Origin of the sequence: Mesorhizobium sp. M0615 (assembly GCF_040320805.1) — a bacterium.
GTDB lineage: Bacteria > Pseudomonadota > Alphaproteobacteria > Rhizobiales > Rhizobiaceae > Mesorhizobium.
The window spans coordinates 46,608-68,271 of sequence record NZ_JAMYQI010000004.1; the positions used below are offsets into that span (position 1 = coordinate 46,608).

Genomic DNA, 21,664 nt, shown 5'->3' on the forward strand with positions numbered 1-21,664 from the left:
GGCCGGAAGCTTTCCGGCAAGGGGCGTAGCAGGCAGTATGGTTGTCTCGCATTTTCTCAAATGGATCTACACCGCGAGAGTTTCGGAGCGCGCCGCGGCGGCGAGCGCGCTGGCCCGCGCCTACGTCAATTCCGACCTGCCTTTCGAAGACCGTTGCGCGGCCGAAGCGGCGCTGACGCTGCTGCTCGACGACGCCTCGTCGAAGGTGCGGCTGGCTATGGCCGAAGCGCTGTCGATGAGCCATCACGCGCCGCTGCAGATCATCAGCGCGCTTGCCTCCGATCAGCCGGAAGTGGCAGCCCTGGTGCTGGCGCGCTCCCCGCTGCTGACGGACGCCGACCTGATCGACCGCGTCGCGGCCGGGCACAAGGCGACGCAAAAACTGATCGCCGACCGGCCGGTCGTTTCGATGGCGGTTGCCGCGGCGATCGCCGAGATCGGCGAACCGGAAGCGTGTGCGGCGCTGCTCGCCAATGACGGCGCCGACATAGCCTCGCTCTCCTTCCGCCGCATCGCCGAGCGGCATGGCCATATCGCTCATTTGCGCGAGGCAATGGTCACGGATGTGCGGCTGCCGGCCGACTGCCGGCACATGCTACTGGTCAAGCTCGGCGAAACGCTGAAGGCTTCGCCGCTGGTGATGGCGCTGATGGGGGCGGCCAGAGCCGAGCGCGTCACGCGCGATGCTTGCGTCAAGGCTTCGGTGCGGCTGGTCGAAGGCACGCGCGCGGAGGAACATGCGGCACTTATCGAACATCTGCGCCTGCGCGGCGACCTGACCGCAAGTTTCATCATCCGTGCCATTGCCCACGGCAAGGTCGACTTTTTCGGCTCGGCCCTGGTTGCGCTCAGCCAGCAGTCGGAGCAGCGGGTGCGGGCCTTGCTCGCAGGCGGCCAGGACGTTGCGTTGCAGGCGCTGTTCCGCGGCGCCGGCCTTGCCGCTTCCACCCATGGCATCATCCTGCGCGCGCTCAAAATCTGGCGCGAAGTCGCCAACGGCAAGCGCCTCGCTGGCGTGCAGGAGGTCAGCTGGCTGATGCTGAAGGAGCTCGGCGGTCCGGCCACCGAGGGCGATCTCGCCGGCCTGGTCAAGTCGATCCACCTCGACGCGCTGCGGGAAAACGCGCGCGGGCATGCGCTGGCGATAGCCGCGGCCTGACGCCTTAAACTCGGTCCTTGGCGAAGAAATCCGGGAAATCCTCGATCGCGGCGGCGATGATGCGCAGCGAGGCTGCGATCTGCAGCATATCCGCACCGCCGCTGCGCTCTGAAAGGCTGGCTGCATATTGCCGGGCCACAGTGACAGTTGCTGTCTGTGGATCGCCGGTTGCGCGAAAGAGCAGTTCACGCGCGAGGCCGCGCAGGAAATTGGCGATCGAGAGCGCGGTGTCGGTAGGAGTGGACGGCCTCTGCTGCGCGGCGCGCAGGCGCAGGATTTCGAGGCCGACGGTAACGGCGGCGACCCCGCCGCCCAGGATCGCATCGCCCTTCCTGCCGGCATTTTGCAAGAGCGGCATCAGCTGGTTGATGCGGTCATAGGCCAGACTCTCGAAGGCCGAACGCCGCGGCACCCGCTCATGCAGGCACAGCCGCGCCAGATCCTCGCGCATGGCGCGCACGATGCGGTTGGCCGCGCGCCATGGATCCACCGGCAGCACCACGATGAAGACGCAGATAGCCAGCAGGATGCCGACCAGCACCGACGCCGAGCCGGCGAAGAACGGGCCTGGTGCATAGGCCATCGCTTGATGCGGGCTGAGGAAGGCGAGGAAATTGATTGCAAAGGCCGTCGCCACGCCGACGGTGCGCGGATTGGCCATGCCCAGCGCCGTCGGTACCAGGATCGGCACGACAAACAGCGTGAACCAGCCGAAGCCGGGCAAAGCAGGCAGCGCGACCTGGCCAACAAGGAAGGCAAAGGGCAAAGCCAGCAGCGTACCCTTGAAGAAGCCCCAGGACACCCGCACCGGGTCAGGCCGCGCGGCGAAAAGACTGGAGACGACCGCAACGAGGATAACGGTGCCGGCCGCGTCGGACCATTTCGTCGTCAGCCAGAAGGCGGCGACCGCCAGCGTGGCAAGGGCGGCGCGTATGGCATTGCGCGAAGCCCCGGGATAATCGCGATGCACCACCAGCGCAGGCAGCTGCCTGTTGCTCCGGCTCGGGCGCGTCACCGGTGCGCGCAGGGCGTCGAGGCCGCGCAGCACCTGCTTGAAGGCTTCGGCGAAATCGGCGGCGATGGTGAGGCGCGTGATGGTGCCGACCCTGTCGTCCTGATCGGTCGAGGCATCGGGCATTTGCCGGGCCTTGCCGGCAATCGCGTCGAGCCGCGTCACCCAGGGCGACGTGTCCTCCAGCGCCTCGGGCGTGGCTGCCAGTTCGCTGACCAGCGACTGCAGTTCCGAGCGCACCGGAATGAGCGCTGCGTTTTTCGGCGCGGCGTGAGAATGCAGCGCGCGTGCCGCCGACAGCGCCGACAGAAGCTGACCGATGGTGAGGCGGACCGGATGGGCGCGGGTGGCGAAGCTCGGGGCTTCGAGCCGGGCATAGGTGCGCATCTCGGCCAGCATCTGGGCGTCCGTGATCAGCTTGCCGTGCAGGCCGGCCAGTCTCGCCGGGTCGCCGCCGGAAAAAGCGCCGCCCGCATAGGTTGCAAGGTCGAGGATGCTGCGCTTCAGCCTGGAGATGATGGCGTCAGCGGCCAGCTTGGGCAGGATCAGCCGGCTGGTCAGGCCGGCGCAGACGATGCCGAGCACGATCTCGGCGCAGCGCGCGACAGCGAGATCGACGACCACGTGCGGCTGGCCGAAAGCCGGCAGCCCAATGATCATCGCGGTATAGCCGGCAAGTGCGGCGCCATAGGCTTCCGGATTGCGCAGCAGCGACGAAACCAGCGTGCACAGCCCAATCCAGACGGATAGCGCCGTGACCAGCAGCCAGGGATTGGTGCCGAAAACCGAGGTGATGCCGATCGCCGCAAGTCCACCGGCCAGCGTGCCGAGCAGCCGGTAAAAACCTTTCGCCAGCACCATGCCGGCGACCGGCTGGGCGACGATGAAGACCGTCATCATCGCCCATTGCGGGTGGTCGAGTTTTAGCGCGTAAGCAGCGAGAAGCGCGATCAGACCGGCCGAAACCGTGCGCAGGGCGAAAATCCAATCCGAGCGCGTCGGCTGCGTCAGGCCCGCCAAACTGGTTTCGAAGTCGCTCTTCAGCCGCGCCCAGATCACAAGCTGGTCTCCGTATCGGAAGCGCAGGCTAGAGCAGTTCCAGGAAAAGTGTGAAACGGTTTTCCGCCCGGAACTGCGTCAAAACGAAGAGTTGGCCGGCGCTCAGATATCCAGCACTTCCGTCGCGGCGAATTCGGCGCGTTCCTGGATGAAGCGGAAGCGGGCTTCCGGCTTGGTGCCCATCAGCGCGTCGATAGCATCCTTGGTCGCCGCCACGGCGTCGATAACATCGACCCTGAGCAGCGTGCGCTTCCTCGGGTCCATGGTGGTTTCCTTGAGCTGCGCGGCCATCATCTCGCCCAGGCCCTTGAAGCGGCCGATCTCGACCTTGGCGCGGCCGGTGAATTCGGTGCGCAACAGCTCGTCCTTGTGCGCATCGTCCCTGGCATAGGCAACCTTGCCGCCTTGCCGGATCGAATAGAGCGGCGGCACCGCCAGATACAGATGGCCGCCATTCACCAGGTTCGGCATTTCCTGGTAGAAGAAGGTGATCAGCAGCGACGCTATGTGAGCGCCGTCGACGTCGGCGTCGGTCATGATGATCACGCGGTCGTAGCGCAAATCCTCGTCGCGGTATTTCGAGCGCGTGCCGCAACCGAGCGCCTGAATCAGGTCCGATATCTGCTGGTTGGCGGCGAGCTTGTCGTTGCCGGCGCTGGCGACGTTGAGGATTTTTCCGCGCAGCGGCAGCACCGCCTGACTCGCACGGTCGCGCGCCTGCTTGGCCGAGCCGCCGGCCGAGTCGCCTTCGACGATGAACAGTTCGGCGCCCGCGGCGGCGTTCTGCGTGCAGTCGGCGAGCTTGCCGGGAAGGCGCAGCTTGCGCACCGCGCTCTTGCGCGACACCTCCTTTTCCTGGCGCCGGCGCACCCGCTCGTCGGCGCGCGCAATCACCCATTCCAGCAGCTTGGAGGCTTCCTGCGGATTGTCGGCCAGCCAGTGGTCGAAGGGATCGCGGATGGCGGTCTCCACAATGCGAATGGCTTCGATCGTTGCCAGCCTGTCCTTGGTCTGGCCGACGAATTCCGGCTCGCGAATAAACACCGACAGCATGCCTGCCGCCGAGATCATCACGTCTTCGGAGGTGACGATCGAGGCGCGCTTGTTGCCGACCAGGTCGGCATAGGCCCGAAGCCCGCGCGTCAGCACATTGCGAAAGCCGGCCTCATGCGTGCCGCCTTCGCCGGTCGGGATGGTGTTGCAGTAGGAGTTGACGAAGCCGTCACCGCCGAACCAGGTCACCGCCCATTCCAGCGAACCGTGGCCGCCCTGCTTCTCGCTCTTGCCGGCGAAGATTTCGCGGGTCACCTGGAAATCATCGCCGAGCGATGCCTTGAGATAGTCCTTCAAGCCGCCGGGGAAATGGAACTCCGCCTTGGCCGGCGTCTGGTCCTTTTCCTTGATCAGCGATGGGTCGCAGCTCCAGCGGATCTCGACGCCGCCGAACAGATAGGCTTTCGAGCGGGTCATGCGATAGAGCCGCGCCGGCTCGAAGGCGGCGCCCTTGCCGAAAATCTGCTCGTCGGGATGGAAGCGGATTTTGGTGCCGCGCCGGTTGTGCACTTCGCCGAGCTGCTCCAGCCCGCTCACCGGAACGCCGCGCGAGAACCTTTGGCGGTAAAGCTGGCGACCGCGCGCGACTTCGACTTCAAGATGGTCCGACAGCGCATTGACGACCGAGACGCCGACACCGTGCAGACCGCCTGAGGTCTCATAGACCTTGCTATCGAACTTGCCGCCCGAATGCAGCGTCGTCATGATGACTTCGAGCGCCGGCTTCTTGAATTTCGGATGCGGATCGACCGGGATGCCGCGGCCATTGTCGGTAACGGTCAGAAACCCGTCGGCCGACAGCTCGACATCGATGAAGGTGGCATGGCCGGCGACCGCCTCGTCCATCGAATTATCGATGACCTCGGCAAACAGATGGTGCATCGCCTTGTCGTCGGTGCCGCCAATATACATGCCGGGACGGCGCCGCACCGGCTCCAGCCCCTCCAGCACCTCGATGTCGGCGGCGCTATAGCCCTCGCTGCCGTCCTTGGTCGCGGCAGGACGCTTCGTGGCCTGCACCAGCGGGTCGGCCGGGCGCGAAGGTGTCCGAGCCGGTTGCGGCTGCTTTTCCAGATTGCCGAAAAGATCGTTGTTGTCGTCCATGCCTGCCATAGAATCCGGTGCCGCGAATCACCCGTCGATACTGCCACGCTTTTCGGCGCCAAGCGACGGAAGTTCCTGTTACGTTCGGGGATTAACCCCTTCTTATCCTAAAACCTTTCGATAACCAAGCCGGCGGAAATAGGTCCGTGCGGAGCCGCTGGGATTCCTGAATCTTTAACAAAGCGGCCTAGCGTCGCCCCAACAAAACAAAAGACCACGAGAGTCAGGGGTTGGTTGTGAGGGGCAAGGCCATAACGATGATTGGCATCGCTGCCGTCTTCGGCGCGTTTTCAATCTTTGCCGCGGATTTCTGGGTGAAAAGCCAGGCCAAGGCCGATGCCGAAGAGAAAACGGCGTCGATCCCGGCGCCCGCCGTCCCCAAGGTTGTCTTCAAGACCATCGTGGTGGCCAACGCGCCGCTGCGTTACGGCATGGAGCTTGACCGGGCGCAGCTCAGCGAAATCCCATGGTCCGAGGATTCGGTGCCGCAGGGCGCGTTCACCACAGTCAATGCATTGCTCGCCGAAGGCAGCCGCGTGGTATTGTCGCCGATCGAGATCAACGAGCCGGTGCTGATCAGCAAATTGTCGGGGCCGAACGGCCGCGCGACGCTGTCCAACATGATGACGCCCGGCATGCGGGCGGTGACAATCCGCACCGACGAGATCGCCGGTGTCGGCGGCTTCGTCATGCCGGGCGACCGGGTCGACGTGGTGCTGACACGCGATGCGGGCGAAATCCAGGAAGTGGCCAAGAACGCGCAGGGCGCTGCCGGATCGACCGTTACCTCCGAGATCGTCGTCTCCGACGCCAAGGTGCTGACCGTGGGGCAGGGCGCCGACGAGCGCCAGACCACACCGCAGATCGCCAATTCCGTGACCATCGAGGTGACGACCGAAGGCGCGCAGAAAGTGGCGCTTGCCCGCACCGTCGGCACCTTGTCGCTGTCGCTCCGCTCGGCCGCCGACGGTGGTGCCGCCAAGGACGGCGTCACCACCATCTCGTCCTTCGGCGGATCGGTCGCCTCCGGCGTCCAGGCCGCTGCCGGCGCGCTGTTCACTGCCGCGACCAAGGAGCCTGAGAAGCCGAAATTCAAGACGATCATCGTGACGCGCGGCACGCAGGTCGAAGAATACCAGGTTCCTGCGCGGGACCAGCAATAACTGCCGGTGGGGACCGGGCGAGGGACGGGACAGATGTCGGGACTTCATGCATTTCAGACGACGAAAGGGCTGCGCACAATGCGGGCGCTTGCGGTGGGGGCTTGCCTCGCCGCGGCCGCAATGCTCGGCCTCAGTGCGCCAGCCAAGGCCGACAACGATATCGTCCATGTCTCGTCGACAACGAATGCGTCGATCAAGGTAGCCAAGGGCAAGCCGAAGACGGTCATGACCAATGCCGCCTTCTACCAGATCGTCATCGGCGATCCGGAGATCGCCAACGTCAATCCGCTGACCGACAAATCCTTCTATGTGCTGGGCAACAATCTCGGCACCACCGGCATCGCACTGTTCGACGAGAACAAGCAGTTGGTCGGCACCGTCGACATCGAGGTGACGCTGGACACCGACCAGCTGGCCAGCACCATTCGCGCCAGCGTGCCGGACGCCAAGATCAAGGTCGGCTCGGCCAATGGCCGCGTCGTGCTGTCGGGCGAGGCCGATGACGCGGTCGCCGCCGAGAAGGCAAGCAAGATCGCCAGCCGTTTCTCCGGCAATGAGGAAGTGATCAATTCGGTCAACATCTCGTCCTCGCAGCAGGTTCAGCTCAACGTCCGCTTCGTCGAGATCAATCGCCAGGCCGGACAGGATCTCGGCGCCAAATACAGCGCCAATTTTGCTTACGGCATTGGCGGGCGCGACGTCACCATCGAGCCGGGCTCGGTGCCGGGAGCCGGCAATGGCGAGATCATCGGCCGGCTGCTGTCCAACGGCCTGTCGATCGACGTCGCCATCAAGGCGCTGGAGGAACGTGGCCTTGCCCGGCGGCTGGCAGAGCCGAACCTGATCGCCCGCTCGGGCCAGACGGCAAGCTTCCTCGCCGGCGGCGAGTTCCCGATCCCGGTCTCCGAGGACAATGGCAAGATTTCCGTCAGCTACAAGAAATACGGCGTCAGCCTCGACTTCACGCCGACGGTTCTCAAGGACGGGCTGGTCAGCCTCGACATCGCGCCGGAAGTGTCCTCGATCGATGCTTCGGCCTCCTACAATATCGGCAATATCTCGGTGCCGGGCTTTATCGTGCGCCGCGCCAGGACATCGGTCGACCTGAAGAACGGCCAGAGCTTCATGATCGCCGGCCTGCTGCAGTCGCAAAACGACATCACCACGTCGCGTCTTCCCGGCCTCGGCAAGCTGCCGGTGCTCGGCTCGCTGTTCTCCTCCAAATCATATCAGCGGCGCGAGACCGATCTGGTGATCATCGTCACCCCCTATCTGGTCAAGCCGGTCGATCCGTCGAAGAAGCTGCTCGAGCCGACCGACGGCACGCAGCCGGCCAGCAATGTCGATTATTTCCTAAACAACACCGAGGAAGTGAAATCGTCCGACGCCAATCGTGCGGTGGCAATGGCCAGCGGCAGCACGGCACAGCCGGCTGCGGTCACCACCGTCGGGCATTTCCTCGACCTGCCGAAGGATTGAAGCCATGCGCTTGCGACCATGCATCGCCCTGCTGCTCGCCGGCCTCGCCAGCGGCTGCACCAGCGACGACTATATCCGCTCCGAGGGGCCGACGATTGCCGCCGGCAACGCACAGGCCGCCAATACGGCCATGCAGATGGTCGATCCCTGGAAATACGGCGTCCAGAACACCAGGCTGCTGGTGCCGGCGCAGCGCAGTGAGGCGGCAGTCAACGCCGCCGACCAGGCTGCTGCTGCCAAGGCCGTGCAACCGACAGCGACAACCGATTGATTTGCCCGGTGATTTGACCGGGAATGACCTGACAGGCTGACAAAATGGCAAGCGGCATCAAGACCAAGAAGATCCTGCTGGTGTCCAGCGACCGGACCTTTGTGCAGGATACGCGCACCGCGTTCGCGGCCTCGGAGGTGATCCAGCTTTCGACCGTCGAGAAGAACATTGCCGAACTGCGCGGCGAGGTCCAGGAAGCCGATTTCGGCGCGCTCATCGTCGACATGGATGCGGCAAAGCTGGAAGAGATCGAGTCGCTGCAGCGCATCATGCGCCGGCTTGAAGGCCGCGTTCCGGTGGTCGTCGTCACCCAGGAATTCAACGCCGCCGCGGTGCGCATCCTGGTGCAGCTCCAGGTCGCCGATTTCCTGGTCAAGCCGATCACCACCGCCGATCTGGTGCGGTCGGTCGTGCGCGCGCTGCAAGGGCCGGGGCGCGAGGAAAACACCGAGTCGCAGATCTATACCTTCATGCCGGCCGCCGGCGGCGTCGGCACCACGACGCTGGCGCTGCAGACCGCTTTCCAGCTGCATCATTCGGTGACGCGCGGCGCGTCGACCTGCGTGGTCGACCTCAACTTCCAGCAAGGCGCCTGCGCCGAATATCTCGACCTCGAGCCGCGCTTCGACATCACCGAAATCGAGAACCAGCCCGAGCGCCTCGACCGTCAGCTGCTGGACGTGATGCTGTCCAAGCATGCGAGCGGGCTCTGCGTGCTGGCGGCGCCAACGCATCCGTCGGAAATGCGCTCGTTCAAGACCGATGTCGTGGTGCGCATGCTCGATCTCGTCTCGGCCTATTTCGATAACGTCGTCATCGACATGCCGCGCACCTGGTTTCCGTGGACGGAGACGGTGCTGCTCGGCTCCAACAAGCTCTACATCGTCGCCGAAATGACGGTGCCATGCCTGCGCCATACGCAGCGGCTGATCCAGGCGGTCTACGAGACGGCAGGCAAGGAAGTGAAGCCGAACGTGATCGTCAACCGTTTCGAGCAGAAGATGTTCGACAACGGCATCAAGCAGGCCGATGTCCAGGAAATCCTGGGCGAGCATTTCGTCGGCGGCATCTCCAACAATTACCGGCTTGTGCGTGAAGCTGTCGACCGCGGCGTGCCGCTGCATGAGATCGACCCGAACGCCAATGTCGTCAACGATCTGAAGAGGATCATCCTGCCGGAAGAAGCCGTGGTGACGCCGGAGAAATCGCGCTCGCTGTTCGGCATCGGCAGGGGCCTCCTGAAGAGGAAAGCCGGATGACCAGCCGCTTCTCGACCCTGCAGAACCGTGACGTCCGCGCGCTGAAGCCGGCCGAGGCGGCGCCGGTCGCGCATCACGCCGTGGTCATCCCGACGAACCGCAAGGCCTTGCCGCCGAAGCCGGAGACAACACCGGGAAAAAGCGCCAACAAGGTGCTCGATGCCCGCGTGCGCATCCACCGGCTGCTGCTCGAGGAAATCAACCTGGTCGCGCTGGAGCGCCTGCCCAAGGATGAGATGCGCCGGCAGGTGCAGGAGTTCGTGTCGGAAAAGACCCGCCAGGAGCGTATGGCGATCAACACCGTCGAACTTGAAGCGCTGGTCGATGACATCGTCGATGAGATGGTCGGCCTCGGCCCGCTGGAACCGCTGCTCAAGGACCCCGACATCAACGACATCCTGATCAACGGCCACCAGAACTGCTTCGTTGAAAAACGGGGCAAGCTGCAGCAGGTCCATATCCCGTTCAAGGACGAGGCGCACCTGTTGCGCATCGTCAACAAGATCGTCGCCGCCGTCGGCCGCCGGGTCGACGAATCGCAGCCGATGGTCGATGCCCGCATGCTCGACGGCTCGCGCTTCAACGCCGCCATTCGCCCGGTCGCCGTCGACGGGCCGCTGGTGTCGATCCGCAAGTTTTCAAAGAACAAGCTCGGCCTGCACAAGCTGGTCGAGTTCGGCGCCATCACCCAGAACATGGCCGAGGTGCTGGCGGCTGCAGTCCACGCCCGCAAGACGACCATCATCTCGGGCGGCACCGGCACCGGCAAGACGACGATGCTCAACGCATTGTCGGCCTTCATTCCGGAAGACGAACGGCTGATCACCATCGAGGACGCGGCCGAACTGCAGCTGCAGCAGCCGCATGTCGCGCGCATGGAAACGCGCCCCGCCAACATCGAAGGTCATGGCGAGCTGAAGCAGCGCGACCTGGTCAAGAACGCGCTGCGCATGCGCCCCGACCGCGTCATCCTCGGCGAGTGCCGCGGCGAGGAGGCCTTCGACATGCTGCAGGCGATGAACACCGGACATGAAGGCTCGATGGCGACCATCCACGCCAACACGCCGCGCGACGCCATTTCACGCCTCGAGCAGATGCTGGGCATGACCGGCATGCCGATGACGGTGCAGTCGATCCGCAGTCAGATCGCCAGCGCGCTCGACCTTATCGTCCAGCTGACGCGACTGTCGGACGGCAAGCGCAAGGTGACCAGCGTCGCCGAGGTGACCGGCATGGAAGGGGACGTCATCCAGATGCAGGAGATATTCCGCTTCGTGCGCACTGGCATGGAGGCCGACGGCAAGATCCTCGGTCACTACGAGGCGACCGGCATTCGCCCGCGTTTCCTCGAGGACCTGCGCAATATGGGCATTGAATTCCCCGGCAAATATTTCGAACCCGGCCGGCCGCAGGAGTAGCCGGGTGTTCGAGAATTTCAGCCCGATCTATGTCGTTTATGCCGCGGCAGCGCTGACCGGCATCATGATCGCCGAAGGCTGCTATCTGCTCTATGCCGGCCGCAGCGACAAGCGCCTGGCCATCAACCGGCGCATGAGGCTGCAGGAAAACAAGATCAGCCAGGAACAGGTGCTGATTCAGCTGCGCAAGGAACGCGGCCTCGATTCCGGCACGTCATTCTTCTCGCCCGACCGTTTTCGCGCGCTGCGCACGCAGTCTGGCATGGTGATGCCGTTGCCGAAATTCCTGACGATGACGACGGGCGTGGCGCTGGCGATGATGCTCGTCGCGCTCTGGTACGGGCTGCCGCTGTTGCTCGCCATTTTGCTGTTTGTGGTGCTGACAGCGCTGCTGCCGGTAATTGTGCTGCGTTCCAAGCGTGCCCGGCGGGTGAAGCGTTTCGGCGTGCAGTTGCCGGAGGCGCTGGAATTGATCACGCGCGGCTTGAAGGCCGGGCATCCGGTTCCGGTGGCGATCTCGATGGTGTCGCGCGAGATGTCCGATCCGATCGGCACCGAATTCGGCGTTATCTCCGACGAGGTGACTTATGGTTCCGACCTGGTTTCTGCGCTGAATGCACTGTTCGACCGCGTCGGCCAGGAGGATCTGCCGCTGTTCGTCACCGCGGTTTCCATCCAGACGAGTTCGGGCGGCAATCTGCGCGAGATCCTCGACGGGCTGTCGACGACGATCCGCGAACGCGGCAAGCTGCGCCGCAAGGTGCGCGCCATTTCGACTGAGGGTCGTATGTCGGCCTATATCCTGACGGCGGTGCCGGCACTGCTGTTCGCCACCATCATGGTGATGATGCCGCAATTCTATCAGAGCGTCTGGGATGTACCGAAGACGTGGTATCTGCTGGGCGGTTCCGTGACATGGCTGATGCTGGGCAACATCATCATGTTCAAGATGTCGAACTTCCGGTTCTGAGATGGAGCAGATGATCCAGTTTCTTGCATCGCTGGCGCCGACGTCGCTGATGCCGGTAGCCGCGCTGCTGCTGGTGTTGGGTGGCAGCGCGGTGGCATGGCCGCTCGTGGTAGCCAAAGGCGACCGCAACGATCTCAAGCGCCGGCTCAAGATCGACGACAGCAAGACTCCCCAACAGGCCGAGGCGGCGCCGAAGAAGAACCAGAGCGTCGTGCGCGAGAAGGCGGTGAAGCGGGCGCAGGAATTCTACGCCAAGAGCGATCCGGAAAATGTCGCCCGGTTGCGTATGAAGCTGATCCAGGCGGGCTATATGGAGCCGCGCGCGATCGGCACATTCTTCCTGATCCGCTTCGCCTGCCTGGTGGGCGCAACGATCGGCGCGTTCCTGGTCAACCATTGGATGGGCAGCGCCGATTCCACCGCGACTAGCCGCTGGACCTTCATCATCCTGTCGGGAGCCGCCGGCTATTTCGTGCCCGGCCTGGTGCTCAGCCAGAAGGTGCGGGAAAAGATGCGCGAATACCGCAACGGCTTTCCCGACTTCATGGATTTGATGATCGTCTGCTCCGATGCGGGCATGAGCATGGAGGCAGGCATCGAGCGGGTCTCGAAGGAACTGGCCAAGACCTATCCGTCGCTGAGCCAAAACCTGCAGCTGGTGTCGCTGGAACTCAGGGCCGGCCGCAGCCTCGACGATGCCTTGAAGGCGCTCGCCGACCGCCTCAGCTTGGACGAGGTGCGCTCCTTCGCCACGCTTTTGCAGCAGTCGAAGGAACTCGGCACCAGCCTTGCCGGGGCGCTGCGCGTGTTCTCCGACGAAATGCGCCACAAGCGCATGTCGCTGGCCGAGGAGAAGGCACATGCCTTGCCGGCCAAGATGTCGGTGCCGGTGGTGGTGTGCATCCTGCCGGTGGTGCTGATGATCGCCGTCATCCCGATCATCGTCAAAATGACGGCGGTTCAGTAGATACCTAGGGGATTGCCCGGCGGCTTCTTGCGGTTACTCACTCCAACTACGCTTCATCTGGATGTCGAAACCCGGCCGGTTCGGTCGCTCTCCTTCGGCAAAATCCGCAAAGCAAAATGAGTGAGCCGTCCATGCGAATAGTCTTGTGCACCGCTTTCCTCGGCCTGGCCGCCACCAGTCTGTCGCCGGCCTCGGCCGCGGCCGACGATTGCGGCGATGCTGCCGCCCTGGTGCAACAGGCCTATCCCAGGGCCCAAAAGAGCGCAGACGGCGCCTCGTTCACGCTCGAACCCCATACCAGCATCGCCGTGACGCTCCCGGATACGCCGTTTGGCCTCGTCTGCAAGATATGGCCTGCCCATGACGATCTGTTGCTGGTCGCGGTGCCGCTCATCGACAGCAGCCAATCCAGCGACGACGGGCATGTCGGCGATGTCGACCTTCTGGTCGTCGACAGGAAGACCCGGCAGGTGCGCCAGCGCCTGCTCCAGCCCGGGCTGATGACCGATGATGCCATCGCCATCAACAAGGTCGAATTCGATACCGGCCGCTATGGCCTGGCGCCCGGTGTCACCGGCTTTGGCCTGCGCATCCAAATGGCGAGCCATTCGCGGCCCAATCCCTTCAGCGAAACCGACCTGCGACTCTATGCCCTTGACGGCGGTGATCTGCGCCTGGTGCTCGACGGCATCATCGTGGCCGGCTTTGGCGGCGAAGGCGACACCAATTGCGCAGGATCCTTTCAATCCAGCCGGGTCAGCCTGGCGATGAGCCCGGCGAGACATCACGGCTATCACGACATCACAGTGTTCGAGCGGTTGGACACCGACAATCCGTCTGTCGACAAGAATGGCGAGTGCCAGTCCCATCCCGGAAGGTCCATGAAACGAACCTACCGGCTGCGCTATGACGGCAGCCGCTATCAGTTTCCGGCGGGGCTCAAGTCGATGGAGCCGGACTAGCCCTCGGCTGGTTAATGGCTGGTGTGCCCGAAACCAAATTTTAGGGGCGTTTCAGCACTGAAGTTTAATTGCCCTGTTGTAGTCTGCCTCCTGAAGAACGACCCGGTAAATCGGGCGATTGGGGCCAGGGGCATGCGTCACAGAATTTTCACGGCAATGGCCGCGCTAGCGGCCGTCTTGATGGTCAGCGGCTGTACGACTGAGAACGTCGATAAGACCAAGACCACGTCGATCCAACCGGTGGCAAAAGACGTCAGCACCTCCGACCTTGCGCAAGGCAAGGCGCAGTTCCGCGAGGCCAATTACGGCCTTGCCGAACAGCATTTCCGCAAGGCCGTGGAACTGAAGGCCGACAGTGCCGAGGGATGGATGGGGCTTGCCGCCTCCTATGACGAACTCGGCCGCTTCGACTTCGCCGACCGCGCCTACGACCAGCTTTTGAAGGTTGCCGGGCGCAAGCCGCAGATTGTCAACAATATGGGCTATTCGCAGCTGCTGCGCGGCAACAAGAAGAAGGCGAGGGCGCTGCTCATGGAAGCAAGGGCCGGAATGGCCGACCCGAGCGTGATCAACGCCAATCTGGCGCTGCTCAACAAGGGCTGAGACTCTTCGCGGGGACGGCAGTCGACGCTTTGTAAACCCTGTCGGCAGGTTGCTTTGAAAACCGGCCGAAAACGGTATCTCCGGCCGGTTGCATGCCTATGATGCGCCACAAATCGAGGATCCCAAAGGTTGCCGCTCATCCATGCTGGATTTCAGTTCGCTATTGCTGGCGGCTGCGCTGTCGGGCACATGCCTGAGCGTCACCATGTTTGTGATCTGGTTCACGGCGCCGCGTGCACGCTTCGTGCTGACGGTGGCGTGCGGCATTCTCGTCCTTGTCGCCCACGTCATCGTCTTCTGGCGCTACACGAGGGAGCCCAGTCCCTTGCTTTGCCAGGCGGCGCTGGCGCTGCTCAGCCTAGGTTTCCTGGCGCTTTCACTTTCGGCCATGCAATATCTTGGTATGCGCAATTACAGCCGCGCTGTCCTGCCGGCCATGCTTGCGATGGCTGTGTGCGCCGGCGTTACCTATCTCGGTTTCGATGGTGTCGGCTTCATCCTCACCTACACGACGGTAACAGTGCTGCTCGCCTCGATCGGGGTGATGTTCTGGATCAAGGGCGGTCAGGATCGCGGCATTCTGCTGGTCGTTTCGGCGCTAAGCGGCGTCTGCGGCGTATCCTTCGGGCTCTGCGGCGCTGTGCTTCTGGTCAAGGGCCAGTGGGTGCTCGGCGTTGCACCCGACAATTGGGCCGAGCGGCTGAATTCGGTCGTGGCAGTCGCCTGCATGACGGCGCTCGGCGCGCTGACGCTGTCGCTGCATCATCTTCAGGCACAGATCGAACTGAAGGCCGAGACTCTGACCGACCCGTTGACCGGGCTGATGAACCGGCGTGCCTTGAACTCGCTCTATGGCGAGCGCGTCTTCGGTCCGTTCATGTCGATCGCCATGTTCGACCTCGATCATTTCAAACGGACCAACGATGTCTACGGCCATCCGGTCGGCGACCGGGTCCTGTGCCGCTTCGCGGCAATCATCAAGAAATATGATCGGGTTGGCGTCGACGCCTTTCGGCTGGGCGGCGAGGAGTTCGCGCTGGTCATGTCGCGGATGCCGCAAGACAAGGCCCATGACCTCGCCAGCAAGATCGGCGTCGCTTTCGGCACGGAAGTGGTGCCGACGCCGCGCGGGCCGTTGCGCAGCAGCGTCAGCGGCGGCATCGGCTTTGGCAAGGAAGACGGCAGCAGCCTCGAGGACGTCCTGGCCGAGGCCGACAAAGCGCTTTACGCGGCCAAGCACGCGGGGCGGAACCGCGTGCTTGTGCTGAACCAGGTAAGCAAGGCCGATGGGCCGGCCTTGCGTTCAGCCTGACAGGCCAGAGTGTCATTCGGCGGCGCCGAGATATTCCGACAGCGGCGGGCAGGAGCAGACGAGGTTGCGGTCGCCGGCGACATTGTCGATGCGCGAGACCGGCGGCCAGTATTTGGCCGCTTTGTCGACATCGCCGGCGGGGTAGGCCGCTTCCAGCCGCGAATAGGGGTGGGTCCACTGGCCGGCAAGGGTTTCGGCCGCCGTGTGCGGGGCATTGACCAGCGGGTTGTCCTCGAGCGGCCATTCACCCTTCGCCACTTTCGCTGCCTCGCCGGCAATGGCGATCATCGCCTCGCAGAACCGGTCGAGTTCGCGCTTGGGCTCGGATTCGGTCGGCTCGACCATCAGCGTGCCGGCGACTGGGAACGACATGGTCGGCGCGTGAAAACCGTAATCGATCAGCCGCTTGGCGATATCGTCGACGCTGATGCCGGCGCGCTCCTTGAGCACGCGCGTGTCGAGGATGCATTCATGCGCGATGCGATCGTGCCTGCCCTTGTAGAGAAGCGGGAAGTGCGGCGCGAGCCGCGTCGCCACATAATTGGCCGAGATGATCGCCGTCTCCGTCGCCTGCTTCAGGCCGGCGGCCCCCATCATGCGGATGTACATCCAGGTGATCGGCAGGATGGAAGCGCTGCCGAACGGGGCAGCGGACACGGCATGCGCCGAGCCCTCCGTGACATGACCCGGCAGATAGGGTTTCAGATGCGCCCTGACGCCGATCGGACCGACGCCCGGACCGCCGCCGCCATGCGGGATGCAGAAGGTCTTGTGCAGGTTCATGTGGCAGACATCGGCGCCGATGTCGGCGGGCCGCGCCAGCGCGACCAGCGCGTTAAGGTTGGCGCCGTCGAAATAGACCTGGCCGCCATGTTCGTGGATGAGAGCGCACAGGTGGCGCGCGCCTTCCTCGTAGACGCCGTGCGTCGAGGGATAGGTGAACATCAGAGCTGCGAGATTCGTCGAATGCTCGTTGGCCTTGGCCCGCATATCGTCCATGTCGATATTGCCGTCCTCCAGGCAACGCACGACGACGACGCTCATGCCGGCCATCGCCGCACTCGCCGGATTGGTGCCATGCGCGGACTGGGGGATCAGGCAGATGGTGCGATGGCCTTCACCGCGCGAACGGTGATAGGCGCGGATGGCGAGCAGGCCGGCATATTCGCCTTGGCTGCCGGCATTGGGCTGCAGGCTGACGGCGTCGAAGCCGGTGATCTCCGCCAGCCAGCCTTCCAGCTCGCCGACCATGGCGCGATAGCCGGCCGAATGGCTGGCCGGCGCGAAGGGATGGAGGTTGGCGACAACAGGCCAGCTGACCGGCATCATTTCGGCCGCCGCGTTGAGCTTCATGGTGCAGGAGCCCAGCGGGATCATGGTGCGGTCGAGCGCCAAATCCTTGTCGGCTAGCCTGCGCAGCAGGCGCATCATGTCGGTCTCGGAGTGGTTTTCACGGAAAACCGGCTGGGTCAGAAACTCCTTGCCGCGCGGCTTGCCGGGCATCGCACCGGCCTCAGTAGCGCCGGACTTGGCGCCGAACAGCGCGGCGATAGCCTCGAGATCCGCCTCGGTCGAGGTTTCGTCGAAGGCGATGCTGATGCGGTCGGCATCGATGACGCGCAGCAGCCGGCCACCTTTTTCAGCGGCAGCGGCGATCGAAGCTGCCTTGCCCTTCACTTCGGCCGTCACCGTGTCGAAACGGCTTGAGCCGAGCACGGAAACACCAGCGGTTTTCAGGCCTGCTGCGAGGCCGTTGGCGAGCTCATGAATTCGGGCTGCGATCGCCTGCAAACCAGTAGGCCCGTGCCAGATCGCGTATGCGGTCGCCATGTTGGCAAGCAGCGCCTGCGCGGTGCAGATGTTGGAGGTCGCCTTGTCGCGGCGGATATGCTGTTCGCGCGTCTGCAGGGCGAGGCGATAGCCGGGACGGCCCTTGCTGTCGATCGACTGGCCGACGAGGCGGCCGGGCATCAGCCGGGTCAGCTTGTCGGAGACGGCGCAATAGGCGGCGTGCGGGCCGCCAAAGCCCATCGGCACGCCAAAGCGCTGCATCGGGCCGACGGCGATGTCGGCGCCAAGCCTGGCCGGCGCTTCGGTCAGCGTGAGCGCAAGCGGATCGGCGATGAAGACGACCACGGCGCCGGTGGCGCGAGCTTTCTCGATCGCCGCCTTGTGGTCGCCATAGACGCCAAACGTGTCCGGCCAGGACACCAGCAGGGCGGCGGTGTTGTCGTCGATGGTCTCGCCATCGATCTCGATGCCGAGCGGCTCGGCGCGGGTGCGCACGACGTCCAGCGTCTGCGGATGCGGCGTGCCGGCCAGCGCCACCTTGGTGCGCTTGTCGCGGTGATGGCGCAGCGCGATGCCGACCGCTTCGGCCACCGCCGTCGCTTCGTCGAGCAGGGAGGCCGAAGCCACCGGCAGGCCGGTCAATTCGGTGACCAAGGTCTGGAAGTTGAACAGCATTTCCAGGCGGCCCTGGCTGATCTCGGCCTGGTAGGGTGTATAGGCGGTGTACCAGGCCGGGTTCTCGAACAGGTTGCGCTGGATGACCGGCGGCACATGGACGCCGTGATAGCCGGCGCCGATGAAGCTCTTCAGCACCCTGTTTTTTGCCATGGTCGCAGCCAATTCGGCCAGCGCTTCGGCTTCGCTCGCCGGCGCGGGAAGGGCTAGCGGCAGATCGAGGCGGATCGACTGCGGCACGGCCTGGCTGATCAGCGTCTCGACGGAGGGAACGCCGATCACGGCAAGCATGGCTCTGACGTCGTTTACATCAGGACCGATGTGGCGGGCCGAGAAGGGGGTAAGTGCTGCGCTCATGGCAATAGGTCCTGATGTCAACCGATATGGGCTTTGTAGGCGGCCTCATTCATGAGGCCTGCGAGTTGGCCTTCGTCGGCGAGCTTCATCTTCCACAGCCAGCCGTCGCCGGTCGCAGCGGAGTTGACCAGCGACGGGTCCGAGGACAGCGCGCCGTTGGCGTCGGTGATCTCGCCATCAACCGGCGCATAAACATCGGATGCCGCCTTGACGGATTCGACGACCACGGCGGTGTCGCCCTTACTGAGTTTGGTGCCGATTTGAGGCAGTTCGACGAAGACGAGATCGCCAAGCTGTTCCTGCGCATAGTCGGTTATCCCGACGGTGGCGATGCCTCCCTCGACGCTCAGCCATTCGTGATCTTGTGTGAAATAGGTTTTTGCCATCGGAATTATCCTTTGCGGTAGCGATGAGGAGTGAAGGGCAAGGAACTGATATCGACCGGGATTTTCGTCCCGCGAACGTCGGCGAACAGTTTCGTGCCCGGCTTGGCCAAGGCCGTTGACACATAGCCCATGGCGACGGGATGGCCGGCCGACGGGCCGAAGCCGCCTGATGTCACGTAGCCGGCCGGATCGCCGTCGGCATCGAACAAAGCAGCGCCGGCGCGCACCGGCTGGCGGCCGTCCGGCTTCAGGCCGACGCGCTTTTGAGACGGCCCGCGCTCCAGGATGGACCGCAGCGCATCGGCGCCGATGAAGGACCCGCCGGCGCGGAGATCTTTGGGGATCGCCCACATCAGGCCGGCACTCGCCGGATCGATCTCCGGCGTGATGTCCTGGCCGTGCAGGCACAGGCCGGCCTCCAACCGCAGCGAGTCGCGGGCAGCAAGGCCGATCCACAACACACGCTCGTCCTCGAGCAGTTTCGTGACCAGAGCGCGCGCATCCGCCTCCGGCAGGCCGATCTCGAAGCCGTCCTCGCCGGTGTAGCCGGAGCGGCTCATGAACCAGTTTTGCTTAGGCTCGATGCCATGCATGAACAAGAGTGAGCCGGTCTCGATGCCGGCGCGGGACAAGGCAGCCCAGGCTTCCGGCCCCTGGATCGCCAGGAAGACGCGGTCGAGCGCATCGACTTTGACGTCGAAGTCCGCGGCCAGCGCACGCAGATGCTTCTCGTCCTCGACCGCATTCCCGGCGTTGGCGACCACCATGAAGCGCTCGGCGCCGAGCCGGGTGACGATCAGATCGTCGATGATCCCGGTGGCCTCGTTGAGGAAGAAAGTATATTTGGACTGTGAAATCTCAAGCGCGCCGGCATCGAGCGGACTGGCGCGGTTGAGCAGTGCCGCAGCGCCCGGTCCGCTGACAGCGAACAGCTTCATATGCGAAATGTCGAACAGGCCGGCATGTTCGCGGGTGTGAAGGTGCTCTTTCATCACGCCGGCCGGATAGATCAGCGGCATAGACCAGCCCGCAAAGGCGCCAAAGCGTGCGCCGGCGGCGGTGTGCAGATCTTCGAGAGGAAGGTGTTTGGTGTCGTCGCCCGTCATGTCATCTCCAGAGTCGCACGCAATCGGCCGCTGCTGGCGACCAGTCCGTGCCCCTCTGTCTGAAGCCTGAGAGACTCGCGCAACCGGAACTCTGTCGGCGACGCTTACACCTTCGGCGCGGGGGCAAGCCCCGACTTTCCAGAGTGTCTTTCCCGTCTACGGTTCTTTTGCCTGAGAGATTTCGGGCGATTTCCCCTTCGGCGGCAGCTCGCGCTGCTCTCTCCCGCAAACAGGTAGGACTCAAAACTTAAGCCCTCGACGCGCCATCCATAGCTTGTCGGCGACACCTTGTCACCTGCCAGCGACACGTAAAGCGCGTCGTCTTTACAGTCTTCGCTAACCACGCCGTTTGCCGGTTTTTCAAGACAATGGCGATATTCTGGGCTGACGGTTTGGCCGGCAATTGCGTTGGGCACGGCGGATGGGGATTGACAGATGGGCGAACGGATCGGGAGCGCGCCGGTGGCGGGGCTGGCCTCGAAGGACCGCATCACGGCGGAAGATGTCGTCATGCTGCGTCGCGAAGTGTTCGCTGACGGCGTGGTGACGCGCGGCGAGGCTGAAGCACTGTTCGCGCTCGATGCGACAGCGACGGACAAATGCCCGCAATGGCCTGAATTCTTCGTCGAGGCCGTTACCGACTACATCGTCCACCAGGAAAAGCCGGCAGGCTATATCTCTGAAGACAATGCCGGTTGGCTGATCCAGACCATCTCGCGCGACGGAATGGTCGACCGTGTGACCGAACTGGAGCTGCTGGTGCATGTGCTGGAAAGGGCGAAATCATCGCCCGGCCGGCTCTCCGCCTATGCGCTCGAGCAGGTCGCCAACGCGGTGGTCGACGGCAAGGGACCACTGATGCTCGGCGGCGCGCTGGTTCCCGGGCTGGTCGCCAAGGCAGAGGTCGATCTGTTGCGCCGCATTCTCCATGCCTATGGCGGCGACGGCAACATCGCCATCACACGGGTTGAGGCCGAGGTGCTGTTCCAGATCAACGAGCAGACCGCAGCGGCCCACAACGACCCGTCCTGGAACGACCTGTTCGTCAAGGCGCTCGCCAATTTCGTCATGTGTTCGGCCGGCTACGAAGCGCCGACGCGCGATGTGGCGCTGCGTCGTGACAGTTTCTTGGACCAGGCCGAGCCCGAAATTGGTGGCTTCATCAGCCGCATGGTGTCGGGCGGACTGGCCGGCATCATGGAAGCCTATCGTTCGCCCGGCGATATCGAGGCCGAATGGGAGTCGAAGAACCGTGCCGCCGAGGCACTCGCGCGCCGCGCCGAGACGATCGACGCCAGCGAGGCGAAATGGCTGGCCGATCGCATCGGCACCGACCGCCCGCTGCGTGACAATGAACGCGCGCTGCTGACGCTGATCAAACTCGCCTCGCCGGAGATACATCCGGCGCTCAAGCCACTGCTCGACAAGGTTGCTTAAGCCGCGCCGTTTTCTGCGACCGTTTTGCAGAGGACGATATTGGAGTGTCTTCAGGCCAATCGCCAAGTTCGGCCACGCGCTCGAAACCGGCTTCCTCAGGCAAGCTCGGTTCGGTCGGAGT

17 protein-coding genes and 1 riboswitch are annotated in these 21,664 nt (G+C 64.0%); of the genes, 12 read left to right on the forward strand and 5 right to left on the reverse strand.

Annotation, left to right across the window (positions count from 1 at the left end):
• Positions 1-37 precede the first annotated feature (37 nt).
• A complete protein-coding gene (locus tag NKI46_RS07590) occupies positions 38-1,159 on the forward strand; it encodes a DUF2336 domain-containing protein (protein WP_023701210.1) in 1,122 nt (373 codons plus the stop codon).
• A 4-nt stretch (positions 1,160-1,163) separates the two neighbouring features.
• Here the strand turns inward: NKI46_RS07590 and NKI46_RS07595 are convergent, their stop codons facing one another.
• Together NKI46_RS07595 and parE are read right to left on the reverse strand one after the other, a co-directional pair.
• Positions 1,164-3,230, reverse strand: a complete 2,067-nt coding sequence (locus NKI46_RS07595; RefSeq protein ID WP_352745597.1) for an FUSC family protein — start codon at positions 3,228-3,230, stop codon at positions 1,164-1,166.
• A 102-nt stretch (positions 3,231-3,332) separates the two neighbouring features.
• Positions 3,333-5,387, reverse strand: coding sequence for a DNA topoisomerase IV subunit B (parE, locus tag NKI46_RS07600; protein WP_352459095.1), 2,055 nt, complete (start codon positions 5,385-5,387; stop codon positions 3,333-3,335).
• A 257-nt stretch (positions 5,388-5,644) separates the two neighbouring features.
• On the opposite strand from parE, the gene cpaB reads away from it, so the two are divergent.
• The 10 genes from cpaB to NKI46_RS07650 all read left to right on the forward strand — a co-directional run bounded on the left by cpaB (position 5,645) and on the right by NKI46_RS07650 (position 15,791).
• On the forward strand, positions 5,645-6,550 hold the full coding sequence (gene cpaB / locus NKI46_RS07605) for a Flp pilus assembly protein CpaB (protein ID WP_352745600.1): 906 nt from the start codon (positions 5,645-5,647) through the stop codon (positions 6,548-6,550).
• Positions 6,551-6,583: 33 nt separating this feature from the next.
• Positions 6,584-8,029: a type II and III secretion system protein family protein gene (locus NKI46_RS07610; protein ID WP_502896808.1), complete on the forward strand. Its 1,446-nt coding sequence runs from the start codon at positions 6,584-6,586 to the stop codon at positions 8,027-8,029.
• Positions 8,030-8,033: 4 nt separating this feature from the next.
• On the forward strand, positions 8,034-8,300 hold the full coding sequence (locus tag NKI46_RS07615) for a hypothetical protein (protein WP_023738980.1): 267 nt from the start codon (positions 8,034-8,036) through the stop codon (positions 8,298-8,300).
• A gap of 44 nt (positions 8,301-8,344) precedes the next feature.
• Positions 8,345-9,559 (forward strand): CpaE/TadZ family protein, encoded by a 1,215-nt coding sequence (locus NKI46_RS07620; RefSeq protein WP_023738979.1) that lies wholly within the window; start codon positions 8,345-8,347, stop codon positions 9,557-9,559.
• A complete protein-coding gene (locus tag NKI46_RS07625) occupies positions 9,556-10,977 on the forward strand; it encodes a TadA family conjugal transfer-associated ATPase (RefSeq protein WP_023667600.1) in 1,422 nt (473 codons plus the stop codon). Before NKI46_RS07620 ends, NKI46_RS07625 begins: the two co-directional genes overlap by 4 nt.
• Positions 10,978-10,981: 4 nt before the next feature.
• On the forward strand, positions 10,982-11,947 hold the full coding sequence (locus NKI46_RS07630; protein ID WP_352745602.1) for a type II secretion system F family protein: 966 nt from the start codon (positions 10,982-10,984) through the stop codon (positions 11,945-11,947).
• Position 11,948: 1 nt separating this feature from the next.
• Entirely contained in the window at positions 11,949-12,914 is a 966-nt protein-coding gene (locus NKI46_RS07635; RefSeq protein WP_023681595.1) for a type II secretion system F family protein, read from the forward strand.
• A 131-nt stretch (positions 12,915-13,045) separates the two neighbouring features.
• Positions 13,046-13,876, forward strand: coding sequence for a PA3715 family protein (locus tag NKI46_RS07640; protein ID WP_031193122.1), 831 nt, complete (start codon positions 13,046-13,048; stop codon positions 13,874-13,876).
• 132 nt (positions 13,877-14,008) lie between these two features.
• Positions 14,009-14,479, forward strand: coding sequence for a hypothetical protein (locus tag NKI46_RS07645; protein ID WP_023681594.1), 471 nt, complete (start codon positions 14,009-14,011; stop codon positions 14,477-14,479).
• Positions 14,480-14,621: 142 nt separating this feature from the next.
• On the forward strand, positions 14,622-15,791 hold the full coding sequence (locus NKI46_RS07650) for a GGDEF domain-containing protein (protein ID WP_352745605.1): 1,170 nt from the start codon (positions 14,622-14,624) through the stop codon (positions 15,789-15,791).
• Positions 15,792-15,803: 12 nt separating this feature from the next.
• Here the strand turns inward: NKI46_RS07650 and gcvP are convergent, their stop codons facing one another.
• The 3 genes from gcvP to gcvT are packed head-to-tail and all read right to left on the reverse strand — an operon-like array spanning position 15,804 to position 20,106.
• Positions 15,804-18,614, reverse strand: a complete 2,811-nt coding sequence (gene gcvP, locus NKI46_RS07655) for an aminomethyl-transferring glycine dehydrogenase (protein ID WP_352745608.1) — start codon at positions 18,612-18,614, stop codon at positions 15,804-15,806.
• 17 nt (positions 18,615-18,631) lie between these two features.
• Positions 18,632-19,000 carry a glycine cleavage system protein GcvH gene (gcvH, locus tag NKI46_RS07660; protein ID WP_023681591.1) on the reverse strand — a complete coding sequence of 123 codons (369 nt, stop codon included), beginning with the start codon at positions 18,998-19,000 and terminating at the stop codon, positions 18,632-18,634.
• A 5-nt stretch (positions 19,001-19,005) separates the two neighbouring features.
• Entirely contained in the window at positions 19,006-20,106 is a 1,101-nt protein-coding gene (gcvT, locus tag NKI46_RS07665; protein WP_352650287.1) for a glycine cleavage system aminomethyltransferase GcvT, read from the reverse strand.
• Positions 20,107-20,255: 149 nt separating this feature from the next.
• A riboswitch (glycine riboswitch) is annotated at positions 20,256-20,342 on the reverse strand.
• 199 nt (positions 20,343-20,541) lie between these two features.
• Between gcvT and NKI46_RS07670 the strand changes: the two genes are divergently transcribed.
• Entirely contained in the window at positions 20,542-21,543 is a 1,002-nt protein-coding gene (locus tag NKI46_RS07670; protein ID WP_352745611.1) for a hypothetical protein, read from the forward strand.
• The last annotated feature ends 121 nt before the right edge of the window (positions 21,544-21,664 follow it).